At 42.8% G+C, this 21,638-nt stretch carries 21 protein-coding genes; 8 read left to right on the forward strand and 13 right to left on the reverse strand.

Annotated elements, in window-relative coordinates; translation table 11 throughout:
- Nucleotides 1–106 precede the first annotated feature (106 nt).
- The 3 genes from AC1DUD_RS10685 to AC1DUD_RS10695 form a co-directional block, all read right to left on the reverse strand.
- Entirely contained in the window at nucleotides 107–1,384 is a 1,278-nt protein-coding gene (locus AC1DUD_RS10685) for an adenylosuccinate synthase (protein ID WP_477374421.1), read from the reverse strand.
- Nucleotides 1,385–1,430: 46 nt separating this feature from the next.
- Nucleotides 1,431–1,898, reverse strand: a complete 468-nt coding sequence (locus tag AC1DUD_RS10690; RefSeq protein ID WP_477374423.1) for a Fur family transcriptional regulator — start codon at nucleotides 1,896–1,898, stop codon at nucleotides 1,431–1,433.
- Between the two features lie 148 nt (nucleotides 1,899–2,046).
- Nucleotides 2,047–4,269 (reverse strand): RelA/SpoT family protein, encoded by a 2,223-nt coding sequence (locus tag AC1DUD_RS10695; protein ID WP_477374425.1) that lies wholly within the window; start codon nucleotides 4,267–4,269, stop codon nucleotides 2,047–2,049.
- 109 nt (nucleotides 4,270–4,378) lie between these two features.
- Here AC1DUD_RS10695 and AC1DUD_RS10700 point away from each other — a divergent pair, with 109 nt between their 5' ends.
- Genes AC1DUD_RS10700 through bshB1 form a run of 3 tightly spaced genes read left to right on the forward strand, consistent with a single transcriptional unit; the run spans nucleotide 4,379 to nucleotide 6,243 of the window.
- Nucleotides 4,379–4,993 carry a DUF4294 domain-containing protein gene (locus AC1DUD_RS10700; protein ID WP_477374427.1) on the forward strand — a complete coding sequence of 205 codons (615 nt, stop codon included), beginning with the start codon at nucleotides 4,379–4,381 and terminating at the stop codon, nucleotides 4,991–4,993.
- A gap of 4 nt (nucleotides 4,994–4,997) precedes the next feature.
- On the forward strand, nucleotides 4,998–5,504 hold the full coding sequence (locus tag AC1DUD_RS10705; protein WP_477374429.1) for a glutathione peroxidase: 507 nt from the start codon (nucleotides 4,998–5,000) through the stop codon (nucleotides 5,502–5,504).
- Nucleotides 5,505–5,517: 13 nt separating this feature from the next.
- Complete coding sequence (bshB1, locus tag AC1DUD_RS10710) at nucleotides 5,518–6,243, forward strand: bacillithiol biosynthesis deacetylase BshB1 (protein WP_477374431.1); 726 nt, start codon at nucleotides 5,518–5,520, stop codon at nucleotides 6,241–6,243.
- 97 nt (nucleotides 6,244–6,340) lie between these two features.
- Here the strand turns inward: bshB1 and AC1DUD_RS10715 are convergent, their stop codons facing one another.
- Both AC1DUD_RS10715 and lat read right to left on the reverse strand, forming a co-directional pair.
- Nucleotides 6,341–6,778, reverse strand: coding sequence for a hypothetical protein (locus AC1DUD_RS10715; RefSeq protein ID WP_477374433.1), 438 nt, complete (start codon nucleotides 6,776–6,778; stop codon nucleotides 6,341–6,343).
- Nucleotides 6,779–6,999: 221 nt separating this feature from the next.
- Nucleotides 7,000–8,331, reverse strand: coding sequence for an L-lysine 6-transaminase (lat, locus tag AC1DUD_RS10720; RefSeq protein ID WP_477374435.1), 1,332 nt, complete (start codon nucleotides 8,329–8,331; stop codon nucleotides 7,000–7,002).
- 335 nt (nucleotides 8,332–8,666) lie between these two features.
- On the opposite strand from lat, the gene AC1DUD_RS10725 reads away from it, so the two are divergent.
- Nucleotides 8,667–10,706: a sensor histidine kinase gene (locus AC1DUD_RS10725; RefSeq protein WP_477374437.1), complete on the forward strand. Its 2,040-nt coding sequence runs from the start codon at nucleotides 8,667–8,669 to the stop codon at nucleotides 10,704–10,706.
- Nucleotides 10,707–10,766: 60 nt separating this feature from the next.
- Here AC1DUD_RS10725 and AC1DUD_RS10730 read toward each other — a convergent pair whose 3' ends face one another.
- Nucleotides 10,767–11,663 (reverse strand): 1-aminocyclopropane-1-carboxylate deaminase/D-cysteine desulfhydrase, encoded by an 897-nt coding sequence (locus AC1DUD_RS10730; RefSeq protein ID WP_477374439.1) that lies wholly within the window; start codon nucleotides 11,661–11,663, stop codon nucleotides 10,767–10,769.
- Between the two features lie 75 nt (nucleotides 11,664–11,738).
- Here AC1DUD_RS10730 and AC1DUD_RS10735 point away from each other — a divergent pair, with 75 nt between their 5' ends.
- Both AC1DUD_RS10735 and AC1DUD_RS10740 read left to right on the forward strand, forming a co-directional pair.
- The gene (locus AC1DUD_RS10735; RefSeq protein WP_477374441.1) at nucleotides 11,739–12,776 is read left to right on the forward strand and encodes an RluA family pseudouridine synthase; all 1,038 of its coding nucleotides are present in this window, start codon (nucleotides 11,739–11,741) and stop codon (nucleotides 12,774–12,776) included.
- 72 nt (nucleotides 12,777–12,848) lie between these two features.
- Nucleotides 12,849–13,685, forward strand: a complete 837-nt coding sequence (locus AC1DUD_RS10740) for an aminotransferase class IV (RefSeq protein ID WP_477374443.1) — start codon at nucleotides 12,849–12,851, stop codon at nucleotides 13,683–13,685.
- 126 nt (nucleotides 13,686–13,811) lie between these two features.
- On the opposite strand, the gene AC1DUD_RS10745 is transcribed toward AC1DUD_RS10740, so the two are convergent.
- The 6 genes from AC1DUD_RS10745 to AC1DUD_RS10770 all read right to left on the reverse strand — a co-directional run bounded on the left by AC1DUD_RS10745 (nucleotide 13,812) and on the right by AC1DUD_RS10770 (nucleotide 18,625).
- Nucleotides 13,812–14,609, reverse strand: a complete 798-nt coding sequence (locus AC1DUD_RS10745; RefSeq protein ID WP_477374445.1) for a DUF3050 domain-containing protein — start codon at nucleotides 14,607–14,609, stop codon at nucleotides 13,812–13,814.
- A gap of 270 nt (nucleotides 14,610–14,879) precedes the next feature.
- Nucleotides 14,880–15,611, reverse strand: a complete 732-nt coding sequence (locus tag AC1DUD_RS10750) for a YqjF family protein (protein ID WP_477374447.1) — start codon at nucleotides 15,609–15,611, stop codon at nucleotides 14,880–14,882.
- A gap of 47 nt (nucleotides 15,612–15,658) precedes the next feature.
- On the reverse strand, nucleotides 15,659–16,459 hold the full coding sequence (locus AC1DUD_RS10755) for a M48 family metallopeptidase (RefSeq protein WP_477374449.1): 801 nt from the start codon (nucleotides 16,457–16,459) through the stop codon (nucleotides 15,659–15,661).
- A 5-nt stretch (nucleotides 16,460–16,464) separates the two neighbouring features.
- A complete protein-coding gene (gene plsY, locus AC1DUD_RS10760; protein WP_477374451.1) occupies nucleotides 16,465–17,118 on the reverse strand; it encodes a glycerol-3-phosphate 1-O-acyltransferase PlsY in 654 nt (217 codons plus the stop codon).
- 103 nt (nucleotides 17,119–17,221) lie between these two features.
- Nucleotides 17,222–18,067 (reverse strand): carboxylating nicotinate-nucleotide diphosphorylase, encoded by an 846-nt coding sequence (gene nadC / locus AC1DUD_RS10765; RefSeq protein WP_477374453.1) that lies wholly within the window; start codon nucleotides 18,065–18,067, stop codon nucleotides 17,222–17,224.
- A gap of 162 nt (nucleotides 18,068–18,229) precedes the next feature.
- Nucleotides 18,230–18,625, reverse strand: coding sequence for a DUF4783 domain-containing protein (locus AC1DUD_RS10770; protein WP_477374455.1), 396 nt, complete (start codon nucleotides 18,623–18,625; stop codon nucleotides 18,230–18,232).
- 195 nt (nucleotides 18,626–18,820) lie between these two features.
- Between AC1DUD_RS10770 and gpmI the strand changes: the two genes are divergently transcribed.
- Nucleotides 18,821–20,344 (forward strand): 2,3-bisphosphoglycerate-independent phosphoglycerate mutase, encoded by a 1,524-nt coding sequence (gene gpmI, locus AC1DUD_RS10775; RefSeq protein ID WP_477374457.1) that lies wholly within the window; start codon nucleotides 18,821–18,823, stop codon nucleotides 20,342–20,344.
- On the forward strand, nucleotides 20,331–20,897 hold the full coding sequence (locus tag AC1DUD_RS10780) for a hypothetical protein (RefSeq protein WP_477374459.1): 567 nt from the start codon (nucleotides 20,331–20,333) through the stop codon (nucleotides 20,895–20,897). The genes gpmI and AC1DUD_RS10780 overlap by 14 nt, the downstream gene beginning before the upstream one ends.
- Before the next feature lie 21 nt (nucleotides 20,898–20,918).
- Here AC1DUD_RS10780 and AC1DUD_RS10785 read toward each other — a convergent pair whose 3' ends face one another.
- Nucleotides 20,919–21,569, reverse strand: coding sequence for a tetratricopeptide repeat protein (locus tag AC1DUD_RS10785; RefSeq protein WP_477374461.1), 651 nt, complete (start codon nucleotides 21,567–21,569; stop codon nucleotides 20,919–20,921).
- Between the last annotated feature and the right edge of the window lie 69 nt (nucleotides 21,570–21,638).

Raw genomic sequence — 21,638 nt, forward strand, 5'->3', positions numbered from 1 at the left:
GTTTCGTGTCTACACGAAACGGGGGAAGTTTGGGTAAATGAAAAAGGCCGGTATTATCCGGCCTCTTATTATCATCCAGTTTTCCGTGTCTCCACGGAAAACATTATTAATGTAATGTTAAAGTCTGTTTCCTGTCTGGCCCTACAGATAAATATTTTACCGGTACGCCAAGTTCAGCTTCAAGAAAATCAATGTATGACTGCAGCTTAGCCGGGATTTCGGTTAATTCAGTAATACCGGTCAGATCTTCGTTCCAGCCGTCAATTTCCTTATACACTGGCTCTGGTTTTACCGAGCAAATATCATAAGGCATATAATCAATCTGTTCGCCTAAATAATTGTAGTGAGTAGCAGCATAGATTTTTTCAAAACCGCTTAATACATCAGCCTTGGTCATTACCAGCTGGGTAACACCGTTAAGCATAATGGCGTATTTTAAAGCAGGAAGATCGATCCACCCGGTACGACGTGGCCTACCTGTGGTAGCACCAAATTCATGACCAACTTTGCGTAGCTCTTCGCCTGTTTCGTTCTCTAACTCAGTAGGGAACGGACCACCACCAACACGGGTACAGTATGCTTTAAAAATACCTATTACGTCGCCAATTTGCTGTGGGGCGATACCTAAACCTGTGCAAGCACCGGCAGCGGTAGTGTTTGATGAAGTTACAAACGGATATGAACCAAAGTCGATATCAAGCATAGCGCCCTGTGCACCTTCTGCTAAAACTTTTTTGCCTTCTTTAATATAATTGTTAACCAAATGCTCAGAATCAACCAGCGGAAATTGGCGCAAAACGTCAAGCGCCTCAAAAAACAGTGTCTCGCGTTCTGAAAAATCAGCTACTTCTCCGTAAAGCTGCAGCAGCATAGATACGTGTTTATCAACCAGTTTCTGATAACGCTCTTTAAAATCGGGCAGGGTAATATCACCTATTCGTAAACCGTTACGCCCGGTTTTATCCATATACGTTGGACCAATACCTTTTAAGGTTGAACCAATTTTGCCTTCGCCCATCTTTTTTTCATTAGCGGCATCAAGCAACTGGTGGGTTGGCAATATCAGGTGCGCTTTTTTAGCAATTAAAAGATTTTTCTTAGCCAGCAGGTCATGCCCGGCATCTTTTAATTTATCCAGTTCTTTTTTTAGGGTGATAGGATCAATCACCACACCATTACCGATAAGGTTGATGGTGTTTTCAAAAAATATACCTGAAGGGATGGTGTTTAAAACAAACTTTTTACCGTCGAACTCCAAAGTGTGACCAGCATTTGGCCCGCCCTGGAAACGTGCAATCAGGTCATAACCTGCGCTAAGCACATCAACAATTTTTCCTTTTCCTTCATCGCCCCACTGGAGGCCTAATAATACGTCAACAGCCATTAATTTATCGTAAGTTCAAGAATATGTGTTATGAAAGGGGGCAAAGTTAAATTTTTCTATCACAAAAACCCGCTCTTAATTTGGTACAATTACCATAAAGATTTAAAGAGTGGTGTTTGATCTCAAATTTTAATATATCGCCCATCATACTCTGGATCTGCTGGATGCGGGGATCGCAAAACTCAACCACTTTTCCACAGTCGATGCAAATGATGTGGTCATGCTGTTTGTAGCCGTATGATTTTTCGAACTGGGCCATGTTTTTGCCAAACTGGTGCTTAGTAACCAGGTCGCAGGAAACCAATAGCTCAAGCGTGTTGTAAACCGTTGCACGGCTAACACGGTATTTTTTATTTTTCATGTGGATATACAACGACTCCACATCAAAGTGATCTGTACGGGAATATATCTCTTCGAGTATAGCAAAACGTTCAGGGGTTTTCCTGAGGTTTTTATTTTCGAGGTAGGCCTCAAAAATTTTCTTAACCATTGGTATGGTATCCTGCTGTGACATAATGATGTATTAACGGGGGCAAAGTTATTAATAATTTGGGTTATTAGTTGATTGAGTGAGTGGTTTATTGGGTGAATGGTTGGTAAGCTTAGTTATTTCTTTACCTTTTAACTACTCACTTAATCAACCATTCACCATTCACTCAACCTCAAGACGCTTTCTCAATAGCCGAATCAAAACGGTTAACTGCGGTTACGCCTTTTACTTGTTTTAGGTTTTTAATCAGGGTGTCCAAATGACTGGTGTCGTTCACGTACAACATCAGCGATCCTTCAAATATACCATTATCGCTGTCAACTGTAATAGACCTGATGTTTATTTTAAAATCATTCGATATAACGGTAGTGAGCTTGTTGATCAACCCAACCTCATCAATACCGGTAATGCGCAGGCCTGTAAGGAAAGCAAGCTCCTGCTGGTTTGTCCAGCGGGCTTTTACTATCCTGTAACCATAGTTGGCCATTAATTTGGCTGCATTAGGGCAGTTGGTACGGTGAATCTTGATCCCGTCGCTCACGGTAACAAAACCAAATACATCATCACCAGGGATTGGATTGCAACAATTGGCCAGCTTGTAATCTATCTTTTGCATGTCCTCGCCAATGAGCAAGATATCGCTGTCTTTAGCCTTGATATTTTTGATGAGGTTTTGAACCTGTTCCTGATCAATTTTATCCTGTGGCTTGTTATCAATTACTTTTTCGGATGCCTGGTACTCTTTCAGGTCCTTCATATCAATAGTGCCTTTGGCAACATTGTAAAAAAGATCCTGGGTGGCTTGCAGTTTAAAAAAGTAGCTGATCTTTTGCAGGTTTTCGGAATTGTAAGTGATCTTGAGCGATTTCATTTTACGCTCCAGGATCTCCTTACCATCCTCGGCAATTTTGCGCTTCTCTTCCTTTAAGGCTGACTTGATCTTTGCTTTGGCCTTAGCGGTAACCACAAAGTTAAGCCAGTCTTCTTTAGGCGTTTGCTTGCTGGATGTAATGATTTCAACCTGGTCGCCGTTTTGCAACTTATAACTTAGCGGCACCAGTTTGTGATTTACTTTAGCGCCGATACAACTTGCACCAACATCGGTATGGATCTCGAAGGCAAAGTCAAGCGCTGTAGCATTTAACGGCAGTTGGATCAATGCACCTTTAGGAGTAAAAATGAAGATCTCATCGCTGAAGAGGTTCATCTTAAAATCATCGATGAAGTCAAGCGCGTTGGTATCTGGGTTTTTGAGCATTTCGCGCACCTTATGTACCCATTGGTCGAGGCCGCTATCTGAGCTTGCTTCCTTGTATTTCCAGTGCGCGGCAAAGCCCTTCTCGGCAATTTCGTTCATACGCTTAGTGCGGATCTGCACTTCAACCCATTGTCCGCGCGGGCCCATTACAGTAGTATGTAGTGATTCATAACCGTTGGCTTTGGGCGAAGAGATCCAGTCGCGCAGCCTGTCGGGATTAGGGCGGTACTGGTCGGTCACTATAGAGTAAGCTTTCCAGCAGTCGGCCTTTTCATTTTCAGGGGTACTATCCAATATGATCCGGATAGCGAAAAGATCGTAAACCTCCTCAAAAGGTATCGATTTTTTTTTCATCTTATTCCAGATGGAATGGATAGATTTCGGCCGCCCAAACAAATCAGCCTCAAGTCCCTGCGTTAATAATGATTTATTGATAGGCTCAATAAAATCTCGTATAAAACGCTCGCGTTCGGCTTTTTTCTCGTTGAGTTTATTTTTGATGAACTGGTAAGTTTCGCGCTCCATGTATTTCATGGAAAGATCTTCCAGCTCAGATTTTATGGCGTACAAACCCAGGCGGTGTGCAAGGGGCGCATACAGGTAAACCGTCTCAGACGAGAGTTTCAGCTGCTTGTCCCTGGGCATAAATTCCATGGTACGCATGTTATGCAGCCTGTCGGCAAGCTTGATCAATATCACCCTTACGTCATCGGCAAGGGTGAGCAGCATTTTGCGGAAGTTTTCGGCCTGTAATGAGCTGTTGGTATCAAATACACCTGATATTTTGGTAAGGCCGTCGATAATTTTGGCCACCTTTTTACCAAACTCCATCTCAATTTCCTCAAGCGTCATGTTGGTATCTTCAACCACATCATGCAACAGGGCGCACACTATTGAGGTAGTGCCAAGGCCAATTTCTTCGGCGGCTATCTGGGCAACAGCAATAGGGTGATATATATAGGGCTCGCCGCTTTTACGGCGCATATCCTTATGGCTTTCAAGGGCCATATCAAATGCCTTGCGTATCATGCGTTTATCGCCCTTTTGCAGGGTTGATTTACAGGCACGTAATAAAGCGCGGTATCTTTTTAGTATCTCCTTCTTCTCGGCTTCCAGGTCAATCACTAAGTCTTTCATGTACGGGGTATTAGCGGTATTCAATCATAAACATGCAGCAATTAAATATTATTGCAGGTATTAGTAAAATACCAAAAAAAATTACATTATTTTTGTATTAAGTAAAAATATGAAATTTATTGGTTTTACGATGCTGTTATGTTGCTTAATGGGTGCTGCAAAGGCCCAAACAGCTACGCCTGCACCTGTAACCCTCGGCAAAAATGATACCATCAAAACAGCTATGACCAACCTTGACGGTGAGCTTGTACCATGGATAGTTGAGCCCGAGGTTAGAATTGTAGATACCCGTATTTTTGCAAGCGAGGCCGACAGGCTAAACTACCGCCGTTTACGCTACAATGTAATGAAAGTACTGCCCTACGCACGTTTTGCAGGGCAAAGGTACCGCCAGTTACAGCGCGACCTGGCCGTTACAGCCGACAGGAAAAAACAAAAGGAATTAGTAAGCACCTGTGAGGGTGAGATAAAAAATCTGTTCAATAAAGAAATCAAAAACCTGACAATTAGTCAGGGCGAGGTTTTAATTAAGCTTATCGACCGCGAAACCGGGCAAACCAGCTTTGCTATGGTCAAAGAATTAAAGGGTGGCTTTAAGGCTTTCATGTTCCAGTCGGTAGCCAGCATATTTGGCCATAACCTCAAAGAAACTTACGACCCCGAAGAACAGAAGGATATCGAGGCCATATTAAACCAGGCCGGATATAATTCATACAGCAATTAGTTTAATGGATAATAAAAGTATTTACCGGTTTAACGTCCACAAGTTAAACGGTGAAGAGATCAGTCTTTCCGAATATAAAAATAAGGTTCTTTTAATAGTAAACACGGCATCACAATGCGGCTTTACACCCCAGCTAAAAGAACTCGCGGCATTAAAAACGGATTTTGAAGGTAAAGACTTTGAGATCCTTGCATTCCCCTCAAATGATTTTGGCGGCCAGGAACCTTTAGATGGCGAAGCTATTGCTGTTTTTTGTGAAGCCAATGGGGCCAATTATCCCATATTTGAAAAAATACGGGTACGCGGCCCATATGCTGATCCTTTGTACCAATTTTTTGCCGATAAAAAAGAGAATGGAAATGTACGGTCGATCCCCCGCTGGAATTTTCACAAATTCCTGATCGACAAGGAAGGTCACGTGGTTGACTTTTACTATCCTTTCACCAAACCAAACTCATCAAAGATCAGGCGAAAGATTGACCGCCTGCTGACAGCGGCTTCTAACCAATGAATTACTTTTGCGCATGCTTAAATTAGATATATTAATTTTATCGGTACACCCTGATGATGCTGAATTAGGTTGTGCAGGTACAATTTTAAAACATATTGCCCTTGGCTATAAAGTTGGTATTGTTGACCTTACCCGCGGCGAACTGGGTACCCGTGGTTCTGCCGAGATCCGTAAACAGGAAGCCGCTGCCGCTGCCGACATATTAGGTTTAGCAGTACGTGAAAACCTTGGCCTGCCCGACGCCTTTTTTGAAAATACCCGCGAACATCAGGTAAAAGTTATTGAGGCTATCCGCAAATTTCGCCCTTCAATTGTAATAACTAATGCTTATCATGACCGCCACCCTGATCATGGCCGGGCTAATGAGCTTGTTGAGGCCTCGGCGTTTTTAGCGGGTTTGCGCAAAATAGAAACCTTTGATATTGATGGCGCACCACAGGAAGCGTGGCGGCCGGATATGGTACTTCATTTTATACAGGATAATTATATTACTCCCGATATATTAATTGATGTAACCGAACATTGGGATAAAAAGATAGAGAGTATTTATGCCTACGGATCACAGTTTTATAACCCAAGCTGGGAAGGTGAACCACAAACCTATATTTCAACACCCGATTTTATTGAGATAGTTACAGGCCGCGCACGCGAGTTTGGTAAAAGTATCCAGGCAAAATATGCTGAAGGCTTTACCAGTAGAAAAATTTTAGGCGTAGATAATTTATTTAATCTAAGATAATATTAATTAACCTATAATTATATATAGTTAAATTTACTTTAAATAAAAAGGAGCCTGAAAATCAGGCTCCTTTTTATTTAAGTAAGTATAATGATACTTAGGCTCTAATATATTCAAAGCGATTATTTTCATTGCTTCTCTCTCTTCTCAGCTTATTTTCATTAGCCAATTTCAAGAGGATGCCTGAAAGCTCAGACGTTTTAAAATCAGAGTCATACTGATCTTTACAGTAATTGGCAATTGACGAAATAGATCGCTGAGTATCAAAGAAATCTGTATTCAACAGTTGATTAAGTATTTTGGTAGCACCGGGTTTTTTACGGCCCGCAATAGCACCACCTTCCTCCTCAATACGTAATTTCCTTGCTTTTTTACCAAACAATTCAACCCCTTCGGCATCCACCTTCTCCGATTCGATCATTACTTCCAGTAAACGGTCGATTATTCGAACCTGCACGGCTTCAGATTTGAATGAGTTTACAACCTCGGCTACTTCAACCAGTTGTTTCTTTAATTTCTCTATGTGTTTGCTCATGATGATTGAATAGAACTACGTTACTTTAATAGGGTTGCAACAAATCTAATTGGAATAATAACAAAAAATATAGCGTATTTTGGAAAAAAAGTAGCGTATATTAATATCTTTTGTTTTTTACAAATAATAGATGCCGTTTTACCTTATTAAATATTAGTTAATTCCATCCGTTTCATGACCGGATTTAGCTATAGCCGGGATTGATTTTCGTTGCTTCTTTGTTAAAAAGCTACTGAGAGCTGTTCAAGCATCTCCAAACCAATATCAATATGGCTTTTTTCGATGATCAGCGCGGGGCGGAAACGCACACTCCTTTCGCCACAGCCAAGGTACATAATATTATTATCAAAACCTTTTTTAATAAAACTATCTCTGATCGCTTTGTCCGGAAAATCAAAAGCTGTGAGCAGCCCTTTTCCACGTACATTACTCACAACGGGGTGCCGTTCAGCAATTTCACTTAAGCCGTTTTGCAGGTACTCACCCATTGCTGCTGCATTATCACAAAGGCTGTCCTCCTCAATGATCTCCATTATTTTTGACGAGCGCACCATGTCAACCAAACTGCCGCCCCAGGTTGAGTTTATGCGCGATGACACCTTAAACACATTATCCTCCACCTCATCAATGCGCCTGCCGGCCAAAATACCGCAAACCTGCATCTTTTTGCCAAAGGCCAGAATATCAGGGCGGGCCTTTTCACCAAAATGTTCATGGCACCAGAATTTGCCTGTTAAACCAACGCCAGTTTGTACCTCGTCATATACCAGCAATGCTTCGTACTCGTCAGCAAGTTCACGCAGTTTTTCTAAAAACTCCTTACGCACATGGTTATCGCCGCCTTCTGACTGTACGGGCTCAATTATTATGGCACATATATCATCCTTATTATCTTCAAATGCTTTCCTGATCTGCGCTACTGATAATTGTTCTCTTTTTAGCAAATCTTCATGATTAGCATCGCTGTAAGGGAAATTCATATAAGGCACAGATACCCGTGGCCAGTCAAACTTGGCAAACCATTTGGTTTTATTAGGCAGCGTATTAGTAAGGCTCAATGTATAACCCGAGCGACCGTGAAAAGCATGTTCAAAGTGCAATACTTTAAAACCTTTTTCTTTGGTGTAACCTTTGGCAAAGTTTTTCTGCACCTTCCAGTCCATTGCTACCTTCAGCGCGTTTTCAATAGCCAAGGCACCACCGGCAATGAAAAAAGCATGCGGCAGGTATTCGGGAATCCCTATCCTGTCAAATGTTTCAACAAATTGGGCGTATTGCGTAGTGTATATATCCGAGTTTGACGGATTGGTTAAAGCCGCAAGCATCAGGTTTTTTTTAAACTCTTCATCATTCAGCATTTTGGGGTGGTTATACCCTAAAGGCACAGAAGCGAAACAGGTAAAAAAGTCAAGCAGTGTACGGTTATATTTTGCATCGTAAATATAAACACCCTTACTTTTTTCCATATCAAAAGTGAGGTCGAAGCCATCAGCCAGTACATGCTTCTGAAGCGAAGCCTGTACATCCTGCGGAGAAACAAGTAGGTTGTACATATTAATTTGGTTTATTACAAATTTAGCAAAACCCGCCTAAAATCAAAATTTAAGCGGTTTTTGAACCGATTGACAAAAAAGTAACTTTAAATTGTTTAAAGTTACTTTTTGTACCAAACTCCAAACCGGTACACCTGTTTTTATGAAAACATTTATAGAAAAAGACAAGCGAAAACTACTTTTACCGCCCGATCATAACTAATGTTAATACCATATCTGCCTAAATTGCGTCGCCCGATCTCGACAGATATTTTCTTTTTAATTAATCTGATATTGGATGCATATTTTAATAGTAAATTCGTAGCATATGCGCCTTGAGGGGTATCTATAAACACATGGGAGAAGAACCATTACCTGCCAGCCAACCGAAACCAGCCACGAAAGTAACTTTTAGAGATCTGGCCACCTGGGATTTACTTGAAGACCTGCCTGTCGCGGTTTACACCTGCGATAAAGACGGTTTTATAATTTCCTTTAATAAAGCGGCTGTAAAGCTTTGGGGTAAAACACCTGAAGTTAATAAAGATAAATGGTACGTAAACTGGGAGATATTTAATATAGATGGCCTCCCCTTAAAATCTGAAGAAACCCCAACAGGCAGGGTATTAAAATACGGTAAAGCTATAAAACAGCAGGAGATATTTATTAAACGCCCCAATGGAACTACCAGTTACATATTATCAAATCCTAAACCTCTTTTTGATGAAAAGGGTGAGCTAACCGGTGCAGCCAATACACTGATAGATATCACCGAACAAAAAAATGCCGAATCAAAGCAGGGCATGCTGGCGTCTATCATTGAATCATCTGAAGACGCCATTGTGAGTAAAACGCTGGATGGTATCATTACCAGTTGGAATAACTCAGCCCAACGCCTATTTGGTTATACTGAAGATGAGATCATTGGCAAACACATCACGATTCTAATACCGGAAGACCGCTACCAGGAAGAAGAATTGATAATTAGTAAAATACGGGCCAACGAGCGGATAGAACATTTTGAAACCATCCGTAAAACGAAAAGCGGTGAGGAAATACAAATCTCGCTCACTATCTCGCCCATCAGAAACAGCAACAACAAGGTAATTGGGGCTTCAAAAATAATACGTGACATAGGCAGGCAAAAAAAATCTGAAGAAAGATTACAGCAATATGCCGAACGGCTGGAGATCTTAAACTCAATAGGCCAGGTTATTTCGGCCGAGCTGGATATTCAAGGTATCCTGCAAAAAGTTACAGACTCAACCACCCAGTTATGCGGTGCGCAGTTTGGCGCTTTTTTTCACAACCAGGTTAATGAGCAGGGCGAATCATACATGCTGTTCACCCTTTCGGGTGCGCCGCGTGAGGCATTTGAAAAATTCGGCATGCCGCGTAACACAGCAGTTTTTCATCCCACTTTCAGCGGCGAGGGAACAGTGCGGGTTGACGATATTACCAAAGACCCTCGGTACGGAAAAAACGCGCCACATTTTGGCATGCCTAAAGGACATTTGCCGGTGGTAAGTTACCTGGCGGTGCCGGTAAGGGCCAAATCGGGCGAGGTAATTGGCGGCTTGTTTTTTGGGCACGAACAGCCGGCCAGGTTTACTAAAGAGCATGAGCAACTTGTTTTGGCTGTTGCCGCTCAGGCAGCAGTAGCGCTTGACAATGCCAAACTATACGAGGATATTAAACAGCTTAATGAAAAAAAGGACGAGTTTATAGGGCTTGCAAGTCACGAGTTAAAGACACCGGTTACCAGCCTGAAAGGATACCTGCAGATCATTACCCGCAATTTATCTCCCGAGGATAAAAACAAGGCACTGGCCGGCAGGGCATTGGAACAGGTAGGCAAATTAACCACGCTGATATCAGATCTGCTTGATGTTACAAAAATCCACACTGGCAAACTGCCTTTTACTTATGCCGATTTTGATGTGATCAGGCTCATCACCGAATCAAGAGAGATTTTGCAGCAAACTGACCCCTCTCATCAACTCATTTTAAACTTGCCTCCCCGGGAATTAATTATTCATGCCGATAGTCAGCGTATTGAACAGGTGATCATTAACCTGGTAACAAATGCAATTAAGTATTCGCCCAAGGCGGATAAAGTGATCATCGAGGCAGAGATCATCGATAATAAATTAAAAGTATCAGTACAGGATTTTGGCATCGGAATCCAGCCGGATCAACTGGAGCGCGTTTTTTCGCGCTTTTACCGGGTCGAAAATTTGGCATCCCACATGTCGGGGTTAGGGATAGGCCTTTATATTTGCCAGGAAGTAGTTACCCGTCACCAGGGCAGGCTATGGGTTGAAAGTATCTATGGCGAAGGATCAACTTTTTACTTTGAGATCCCAATAAACACGAACAATTTGTATGACGCCTAACAATTAGAACGAATTACACGAATTATTCTGATTTGCGAAAATTAGAACCCATTCGTGCAATTAGTGCTGATTAAATTTTTCCTTCATCCCCAATAAGCCCCAAATGCCCCCGCTATGTATTACCAGAATCTTGCTGCCGGGTTCAAAGTGCCCTTTGGCTATTAGGTCATATAAGGCATACATCATTTTGCCGGTATAAACAGGCTCGATCAATATGCCTGTTGCAGCTACAAATTGCTTAATAAAGTTGATAAGCTCATCATTGGCTTTGCCATAGCCGCCAAAGTGGTAATCTGTATGTACATCATAATCCAACGAGGCCGTTAAAAAACGATCTATCTCCTCCTTAATAAAACCACCATTTTTAAATACTGGCACCGCGTTGAATCTTGTTTTAAGCTGATGCTTCTTTAATCCGTTAATGATACCAGCTGCGGTTGTACCCGTGCCGCAGGCGCAAAAAATATGATCATAAGGTTCAGTTAGCTCGTCAACCAGTTCACTGCAGCCTTTAGCCCCTTCGGCAGATGCCCCACCTTCGTCAATAAAAAAAGCCTGCTCATCATTGCCAAAATATTGGTTGAACAGGGCCGACTTATCGCGATAGCTGTCACGATCAGTAAACTGCAATTTCATACCATGCAGCCGGCATAAAAATAACGTGTCGTTATCAACCTTTTCGCCGCGTACAATGCCCGTAGATTTAAAGCCAAACTTCGCCGCCGCAGCAGCCGTAGCCATCAGATGGTTGGAGTATGCACCACCGAAGGTTACGATGTGTGTTTTCCCTTCAGTTTGAACCTGTTTCAGTACATATTTAAGTTTACGCCATTTATTGCCCGATATCATAGGGTGGATCAGATCATCGCGCTTGATGAAAACTTTTACGCCATAGTCATCAAACCGAGGGTTGTTGATTTGCTGTACCGGGCTAAAAATTTCAAGATCAATGTTCATAAAATAATATGGCGTTAATGCTATTGCAATATTACGTTTAACCTACCACAAAAAACGATTACTTTTGCGCCTCAAATGGCACACGAACCCGAACTGATAGAGCAGGAAGAACAGGACTTGTATGAGCACTTACGCGTAGTGGTTGACAAGGGCCAGTCGCTTTTGCGGATTGATAAATTTTTGATGCACCGCGTAGAGAACGCTTCACGCAACCGCATTCAAAATGCTATTGAACTGGGAAATGTGTTGGTGAACGATAAAACCATTAAAGCCAGCTATAAAGTAAAGCCGCTTGATGTGATTTCGGTAGTATTACCGCACCCGCCCCGTGATACAGAAGTATACCCCGAAAACATCCCCATCAATATTATTTATGAAGATGATGATGTACTGGTAGTTGATAAGGAAGCGGGCATGGTGGTACACCCCGGCTACAACAATTACACCGGTACACTGGTTAATGCGCTGGTATACCATTTTCAGCAATTACCAACCTTACCGGGTAATGATGGCCGGCCAGGACTGGTGCACCGTATTGATAAGGATACTTCAGGGCTGCTACTGATCAGCAAAAACGAGCGTGCCATGAACTGGTTGGCTAAGCAGTTTTTTGATCACACCATCACCCGCAAATATATAGCGCTTGCCTGGGGCGACCTGCCTGAAGACGGTACCGTAACCGGCTACATTGGCCGCAGTGTGGCCGACAGGCGGGTGATGTCGATATATGATGATCCTGAAAAAGGTAAATGGTCGGTAACGCATTATAAAGTATTGGAACGCATGGGTTATGTTACGCTCATTGAGTGCCAGCTGGAAACCGGTCGTACCCACCAGATCAGGGCGCATATGCGGCATATCGGTCACCCTTTGTTTAGCGACGCTACTTATGGCGGCGATAAAATTTTGAAGGGTACGATGTTCAGCAAGTACAAGCAATTTGTTGAAAATTGTTTTGAGCTGATGCCGCGGCAGGCTTTACACGCACAAACGCTGGGCTTTTTACACCCTACGTTAAAAAAGCAGGTGCATTTTGAATCGCCCCTGCCGGCTGATTTTGAGGCCGTACTTACAAAATGGCGAAAATACAGTGATACAGATACGAAGCAATAGACGTTAGATAAAGAAGAGAAACAATACCTGATAACCAAATAAGCACGATCAAATTATAATATCTACCTGTCCATGATACCCGTATTCATCAATTTTAACGGCGAATATCTCCCTCAAAATACCCCATTGCTTTCCATTGGCAACAGGGGCTTTAAATATGGCGACGGCCTGTTTGAAAGCATGCGGCTAATGAAAGGAAAACTAAAATTTGCCGAACTGCATGCCGACCGCCTTCAACGGGGCATGAAAGCCCTTAAAATTGATGGCTATTCGCAAATGGACACCTGGTTTCTGAACGATATTGTTAACGAGCTCGCCCGCAGGAACAAAGTGAAACATGGCAGGTTGCGCCTAACCGTTTACCGCGATGCCGAAGGCCTGTATACCCCTACTCAAAACAAAATGGGTTACTGCCTGGAGCTAACCCCGTCAGAAGAGCCGCGATACTTTTTAAACGAGAAAGGTTTGATCATGGATGTGTTTACAGAATTGCCCAAACCATCCAATTATCTTTCAAATATTAAAACCTGCAACTCGCTGATCTATGTGATGGCCAGCTTGTACAAAACCCAGAACAAACTTGATGATGTGTTTTTACTGAACCAAAGCGGTAACCTCTGCGAGGCCAGCAGCTCCAATATCTTCATCAATTACCAAAATCATTTATATACCCCGGCACTAAGCGAAGGCTGCGTTGAGGGCGTAATGCGCCATGTGGTGATTAAGCTGGCAAAGGAAAATAATATCGAGATAACCGAAGCCCAAATTAATCCCGACATTTTATACGAGGCCGATGAGGTATTTTTAACCAACGCTACCCGCGGCATACAAACCGTGATGGGTTTTGGAGTGAGGCGTTATTTTAACCAGTACAGTAAAGTGCTGATGGATGAGTTGAATAAGCTGTAGGGGTATTCAGTGTTTTACCGATTGCCATGCACAATTGCTTTACAGGACGTATAAGATTTCTCTTTCGCCCCGACGCTTCAGCCTCCCTTGCTCCATCGAAATGACAATTTTATTATAGGATCTTATTTAAAGAGTGCTTACCTCATATACTTTAATCGCCTCCAAAATCCCATCCCAAAGCGCGATACGCGCCCGCAAAGCTTCTTTAACAGCCGTAGTAGCTTCAGCCCATTTGCTGTCATCCTCGCCACAAAGTTCGGCAGTCATTTGATAGGCCAGTTGGGAGTGGTGATCGCCATCAACTTCAATGTGGCGCTCAAGGTAGTATAACAGGATATCAACCTTGCCCGGTAATTGCTGGCTTAGCTCTTTTACTATGCTCACAAACATGTCAGGGATCAGATCTTCACGACCAAAAGTGAATACAGCGGCCTGCAGGTAATCTCTATTGGTATCGATAACATCAAAGGTATGCTGCACAAAATTGCGGGCAGCTACGGGGATATGGGCAATGATAAGCGCCTCATCAATATGCTTACCGAAGTTCAGCTCATTAAACAGGTTGTTGATGCCATCGGCAGTACTGCCGGCCTGCTGCATAGCGCGCAGATAAAGCTCAAAATGGCTTGCGCGGTTGCCTTGCTCGTCGATGTCGCTTTCTTCACCTGCAACAATTTCATTGATCAGATAGCGGGTATTGGCGTTACCTGTGGGCATCCATGGCGTAACAGTACAGGTGAGCTTTTGCTGCAAAGCTTTTAACAGCGACATAAAATCCCAAACAGCAAACACATGGTGCTCCATAAAAACGGTAAGCTCATCAAGCGAGGTAATATTTTTATAAAGCTCGTGATGGATAAGCTGGTCGCGTAAAGGCTGGATCTCGTTTTTTAAATGTGCAATGCGGTTGCTGTAATTTGCCATGTATCAAAAATTGTGTGGGCAGCAAAAATAGCAAACACGGTGATTATTAATGAAGTGATTATTTTTTTTGACGGGGTGGTGATAGGCCGGTAAACCGATTGAAGACAAACGATAGTTTAAAACAACATAAATTGCGAATAAAAAATAAAATCGTCACCACGTCATTGCGAGGAACGAAGCAATCCCAATTAGCAGATCCGCTCTGTATAGTTCGCGATTGCTTCGTTCCTCGCAATGACGATTTTATATTAAGCAGCTTTTTACATGTCCTTACTCACCCACCACTATCTTCTCCCCCATCCGCACTGTTATATCCGACCCAAGCGCATAAAAAGCCGAAACGGGTTCTTTTTCTAAAAACGGTTTAAATGCCTCACCATACAGCGCGGTTATATCAGCATCAAAAACATGATCGCGTACCAGACCGATTTGCCATGAGATATGCTCAACCTGGTATTCCATAGTTTTGGTGGCGCTTAAACCGTTGTAGCCCCAGTAATGCTCCAAAATAAACTCCTCCGGGCTCCCGGGTTTGATATCAGTTAACTCATTACTTGCTGTGGCTCCGAGCTTATTCCACCGGCCGTTAAGCTTCCACTCATATAAAAATTGAGTATGATTATCTGCACTTGCAGTAATGGAACTACGCATAGGCAGGGCGCGGTAATGTTCCTTATAAAGATTATTGGCAATAAGCACGATCATGCTTTTCGGTACAATCTCACTTATAAAAACAGCGCCGCGCTTCCATTCGGTGCCGTTGTGGTACCGTACATAAAACCGCAGGTTAACTTCTTCAAAGTTTACATGAAATGGCCATTTAACACCCAGCACCTGTGTATCCAGAAACATAAAACCAACCATGCTTACCAGTGCTTTGCCTTCCCAAAGGTCAAGTACCGTACCTGCCGGTGTATAAGGTTTTAATATCGTAGCATCAACCTCGTAATTGAGCATTACCAGGTTTTTCCATTGCGCTTTTAAAAATTGACTCTTAGCCATAAAATGAAAAATCCCGCCTTTTAAGGGGCGGGATCCATTAATGATGATTAGTTTTTATAATATTTCATAGCCTCGGGTATGAGGTTCTGGATATTGGCAATACGGGTAGCATCGGCAGGGTGCGTGCTCAAAAACTCGGGTTGGGCACCGCCTTTATTTTGGGCGGCCATGCGCTGCCAAAAAGCGATGGCATTATGCGGGTCATACCCGGCCATAGCCATAAAGGTTAAACCTAAACGGTCCGCTTCCGATTCCTGGTTGCGTGAATAAGCCAATAGTTTTAATTGCGAGCCAACGCCATACAAAGTGCTTATAGCTGTTTGCGTAGCCTGCGATTGCTGGCTTGTGGCCGCACCTACTAACTGTCCGCCGCCTTGCACCAGCATTTCTTGTGAAATACGTTCGGCCGAGTGACGCGCAATAGCATGGCCAATTTCGTGGCCCATAACTACTGCAAGGTAGGCATCGGTATTAGCAACAGGCAACAACCCGCTGTAAACAGCCACCTTGCCGCCAGGCATACACCAGGCATTAACTTCGCTGCTCTGGATCAGGTTAAACTCCCATTGAAAGCTGTACTGATCGCCATAGCCATTTTCTTTAAGGTATTTTTCAATAGCCGCCGCCAGTCTGTTACCAATAACTTTAACGCGTTGAGCATCAGAGCCGGTGGCTACGACTTTGGTTTTAGGATCGCTAAGCAGTTGTTTATAGCTTGCCGCGGCCGACTGGTTTACTTCGGCATCGCCAACAAGGCTTAATTGTTTACGGCCGGTTAGCGGCACAGTTGAACATGAAAAGATAGCCATGACAGCTATCAGGACTAATACAGGTTTAAACTTTTTCATGGTGATCAGGCAGTTGTTGTTTTCTTTTTAAAAAAATTAACTTTCGATTCTTTGCCCCTTATTAAGCGCTCAATATTTTTTTGGTGGGTTACCAGCACAAGCACGCAAATGCACATGCCGTAAATCACTATCGATCGTATGGGTGTCGGAAAGATAAAAGAAACGCCTATAGGGTAAGTAAAGGCAGCTGCAATTGAACTAAGCGACACATATTTTGAGATCAGTAACACCGTTATAAATACAATAACACAGAGTAAAGCGGCATGAAAATGTATAGCCAAAATCATTCCAAATAAAGTTGCAACGCCCTTCCCTCCCCTGAAACCTGCAAAAACGGGAAACAGGTGGCCCATAACAGCAGCTATCCCCAAGGCCAGCTCATAATTGGTATAAGCGGTTGAATTTATAGCGCCTGTAGCTGATGCACCAATAAAATAAGCGAAGTTAGTAGCTGCCCAGCCTTTAAATATATCAAGCATCATCACCGGGATGCCTGCCTGCTTACCAAGCACACGAAAAGTATTTGTAGCACCGGCATTACCGCTTCCGTACTCACGTACATCCACTTTGTAAAAAGCCATACCTATCCAAACAGCCGTTGGTATTGAGCCGCACAGATAAGCCATTATAAGCGCTGTAACAGAGTAAACGGTTATCATTCTCCTGCAATATTACAAAATTGAAGCGGTAAAAGCGTTTTAATCGCAGCGCTTTTACCACTAAACTTTGCTTAATGATGTGTTATTTGATATTTTAATTACCCTATTTTATAGCTTTCAGGCTAAGGTCAAGGCTTTTAACCGAATGCGTGAGCGCACCAACAGAAATATAATCGACCCCGCAATCGGCATACTCGCGAATATTGTCGATGGTGATGCCACCCGAAGCTTCGGTGATGAAACGCCCCTTGATCATAGCTACTGCCTGCCGCAGGCTGTCGAAATTAAAGTTATCTATCAGTATGCGGTTCACGTTGCCGGTTTGTAAAACCTGTTCCAGCTCATCAAGGTTACGCACCTCAATTTCAATGGCCAGTTTTTTTCCCGTATCGATTAGGTACTGGTTGGCGCTTTCAATAGCTTGGCGTATCCCCCCTGCATAATCAACATGGTTATCCTTGATCAGGATCATATCATACAAGCCAAACCTGTGGTTTACACCACCGCCTATCCGCACCGCCCATTTTTCGAGGTAACGAAGGCCGGGAGTGGTTTTCCGGGTATCTAAAACTTTAGTATTTGTTCCTTGCAGCAAATCAACTATCTCCCGGGTTTTTGTAGCAATTCCCGACATACGCTGCATACAATTCAGTACCAAACGCTCGGCAGTTAAAATACTGCGGGAGCTGCCTTCAACCTCAAAAGCTACGTCTTTATATTTAACGGGAGTACCATCCTGTAAAAACACAGTCAGTTTAAGGTTGGGATCAACCACATGAAATATTTCAGCAGCCAGCTCAACACCGGCCAGTATACCTTCATCCTTAACTAAAAGTTTGGCTTTGCCGGTAGCATCGGCAGGGATAGTAGAAAGAGAGGTATGGTCGCCATCGCCCACATCCTCACTTAAAGCATTATTTATAAACTGGTGTATTAGTTCCTTATCCAATTGTGTACTTTTTGAGTGTCAAAAGTAACAACAATTTTTAAATGCAGTGGTTTGATGAAGATGTATGATAAAATGAATTTGAAAATGTGCCGATTTGAAAATTTGATAATATTAAAACATATTCATTTTCAAATTAACCAATCTTCAAATTTTTAAATTAAATCACTTCACCTTCTCATCTTCAATTTTCAGTTCAACAACATTAGTGCCCTTACCTGCGTCCTTTAAAGTAATAGCAACCCGAAATTCGCCTTTATCGGTATTTAAAATATAAACACCAAAATGGTAATTGCCGCCCGAGTTTACTTTATGCAGCAATTTTATGCCCTGAGGCTTATTTTTGGCGAAAAACTTATCCAATATCACCGCTGCCTGGGTTTGTGAATAAACATTCTCATCCTCCATGATGGTTATCTCCACGTTGGTAGCAAATAACTTGGAAAGTTCTTTGGTATTACCAACTTTTAAAAGATTGGCCACGTTATCTATTGCATCGGCAGATGAAACATGCGGAAGCATCAGCAAAAAAATAAACGATGACAGGTATAATAATTTCATACTATAATAACGTACTAATGGGTGCTAAAGTTACAAAGAGCGGCTAAGTGTTATGTGCTTTTTAACAAACTAAAAAGTTATGTTTTATAAAACTATATAATAAACACTAACAGCGTAATTTAACTTTTATTTCAGGCTGCTAACCTAAATTAAAAAATTATATATAAAGTACCCCGTTGCCTTTATATTTGCATTGTGGAAAACAAAAAGAAACTCGCATTAATAATACTTGATGGCTGGGGTTACGGCCGCAACGATCAATCAAACGCAATACTGGCCGCTAATACTCCTTTTGTTGATGGCCTGCTTAAGCAATATCCAAATTCAAAACTTGAAGCTTCAGGAATAGCGGTAGGTTTACCTGCCGGGCAAATGGGTAATTCAGAAGTGGGGCACATGAACCTTGGCGCAGGCCGCGTGGTTTACCAGGAACTTGGCCGCATCCATAAAGCGGTTGATGATCAAGAATTGCCAACTATCCCTGTATTGAAAGATGCCTTTGAATACGCTAAGCAAAATAATAAAGATGTACACTTCATCGGTTTAGTATCTGACGGTGGCGTACACTCGCACATCAGGCATGTAAAAGGCCTTTGCGATGCTGCCAAACAACTGGATGTTAACAATGTATATATCCATGCTTTTTTAGATGGCCGCGATACCGACCCTAAATCGGGTTTGGGTTTCATTACCGATCTTGAAGAGCATATTGCCGGTACCGGCGCTAAAATAGCTTCAGCTATAGGGCGTTACTACGCTATGGACCGCGATAATCGCTGGGAACGCGTTAAACTTGCTTACGACCTGATGGTTAATGGCCTTGGCACACCAACACAAAACGTTACCGATCTCATCAAACACTCATACCTTGAGGATGTTACTGATGAGTTTGTAAAACCAATAGTTGCTGTCGATGGCGAAGGAAAACCGCTGGCAGTTATCAAAGACGGCGATGTGGTGATCTGCTTTAACTTCCGTACCGATAGGGGCCGCGAGATCAGTATCGCCCTAACGCAAAAGTCGTTCCCTGAATATAACATGCACCCGCTTAATGTCCGTTACATCACCATGACACCATATGATGAAACGTTTAAGAATGTACAGGTTGTTTTCAACAAGGAAGATCTGACCAAAACCCTGGGCGAAATCCTGCAGAATGCAGGTAAATCACAGATCAGGATTGCAGAAACTGAGAAATACCCTCACGTTACCTTCTTCTTTTCGGGCGGCAGGGAAAAAGAGTTTGCCAACGAAAAAAGGTTATTGGCACCATCGCCAAAGGTTGCTACTTACGATTTGCAGCCTGAGATGAATGCTGCCGGCATTCGTGATGCTATCATCCCGGAGTTGGAAACAGGCTGGCCCGATTTTGTTTGCCTTAACTTTGCCAATACAGATATGGTTGGCCATACCGGTGTTTTCAGCGCAGTAGTTAAAGCAGCCGAAACTGCGGACAGTTGCACCAAAGCTGTTGTAGAAGCAGGTTTGGCCAACGGCTATTCGTTCATTATCCTTGCAGATCATGGTAATGCCGATTACATGGTCAACGAAGACGGATCGCCCAATACAGCACATACTACCAACCTGGTACCATGTATTGTGATTGATAAGGATGTTAAAGAAGTAAAAGACGGAAAACTGGGCGATGTGGCGCCAACAATATTAAACATATTAGGTGTCGCCATCCCTCCCGAAATGACTGGTAATGTATTGGTGTAATCCAAAAAACATAAGCAAAGCCGCCCTGTTGGGCGGCTTTTTATTATTTATAACAACTTTATATTCGTGCCGGCCTGATAACAGGCAAAGCGGTGCAAAGCTGGTTTATTTTGACCTGAAAGAATTTTTCAGGGCCGATTCGGCAAGGCTTACGAAGTTAAACCCCGCTGTAACCAAAACGGTTACCCACAATGGTGTTACCGAAACAAAAGTGGTGCATATTGACAACTGGAGCCAGGAGCTCAATTTATTTATCCAGTCGGACATTAACCGCCCGGCATGGAAAAACAGCTACACAATCAGCACCAGCGATAGTGCTATTGTATACAGGGCACGTACACCGGAGCTTAAAACCCGTCGCATCATTATTAAAAAAGTGGGCGAAAAAGTGGAGTGGGTCCTGATCTATAACCACACCAAAAATCTGCTGTACGAAACCAACGAGAAACTGAGCTATTTTCCAGATTCGCTTTACCTGATCCAAAAAACACAGCATGTAAAGTTGATGGGCCGCAACGACTACAAAGTTCAGGGAACTTTGCCGAAACGTTAAAACAGAAGATTTAAGCTGGCTTTAGTGCTGCTTCACCAACGTATTAGCGCCGGTGGTAGCCTGGATGAGTTTTTCTTTTGACTGATCGATCAGTGCGGAAATGTCCATGCGGCTTGGGTTATCAGACAATACCTTTTCCAGATCGGCAACTGAAGCTTTTAACGAGTTTATTCCCCTGGCTTTATCATAAAAACGGGAAGTTGCCTGCAATTTAAACACACCATAATCGCGATAAGCTATACCCCGGTTTTGGTAGTATTTGTTATCCCGCATATCATTGTTAATGGAGATAGCTTTTGTAAGATCAACTATGGCGCCCAATAAGTACAACTCCTTATCTGCTGCCGACGCCTGGTTGTCTCTTCCCAAATAGCTTTTTGCCCTTGCCCTGTAATAATAAGCAGTGGCATCAGCCGGCTTTACGGCAATTACTTTGGTGTACGCCAGTATTGATTTTTTATAATTATCACTGTGATAATATGAATAACCCAGCATCCACATAGCGTTGGCATTTGTAGAATCAGTTATACATGCCTTCTCCAGGTGCGACACCGCCGAACGGAAATCACCGTCCATGAGCGCCTGCTGGCCAAGCCGTACATAAGCGTTTTGCGCTATAGCCGACTCAAGAGAGGACATGATCAGAAGGGGCAGGATAACTGATAACTTCATTAAACGGATTACTGGTAAAACAAAAATGGTATTATATTAACTATCAATGCATCAAATTATTATGCCATA

Source organism: Mucilaginibacter sp. P4_A11 (assembly GCF_056402535.1).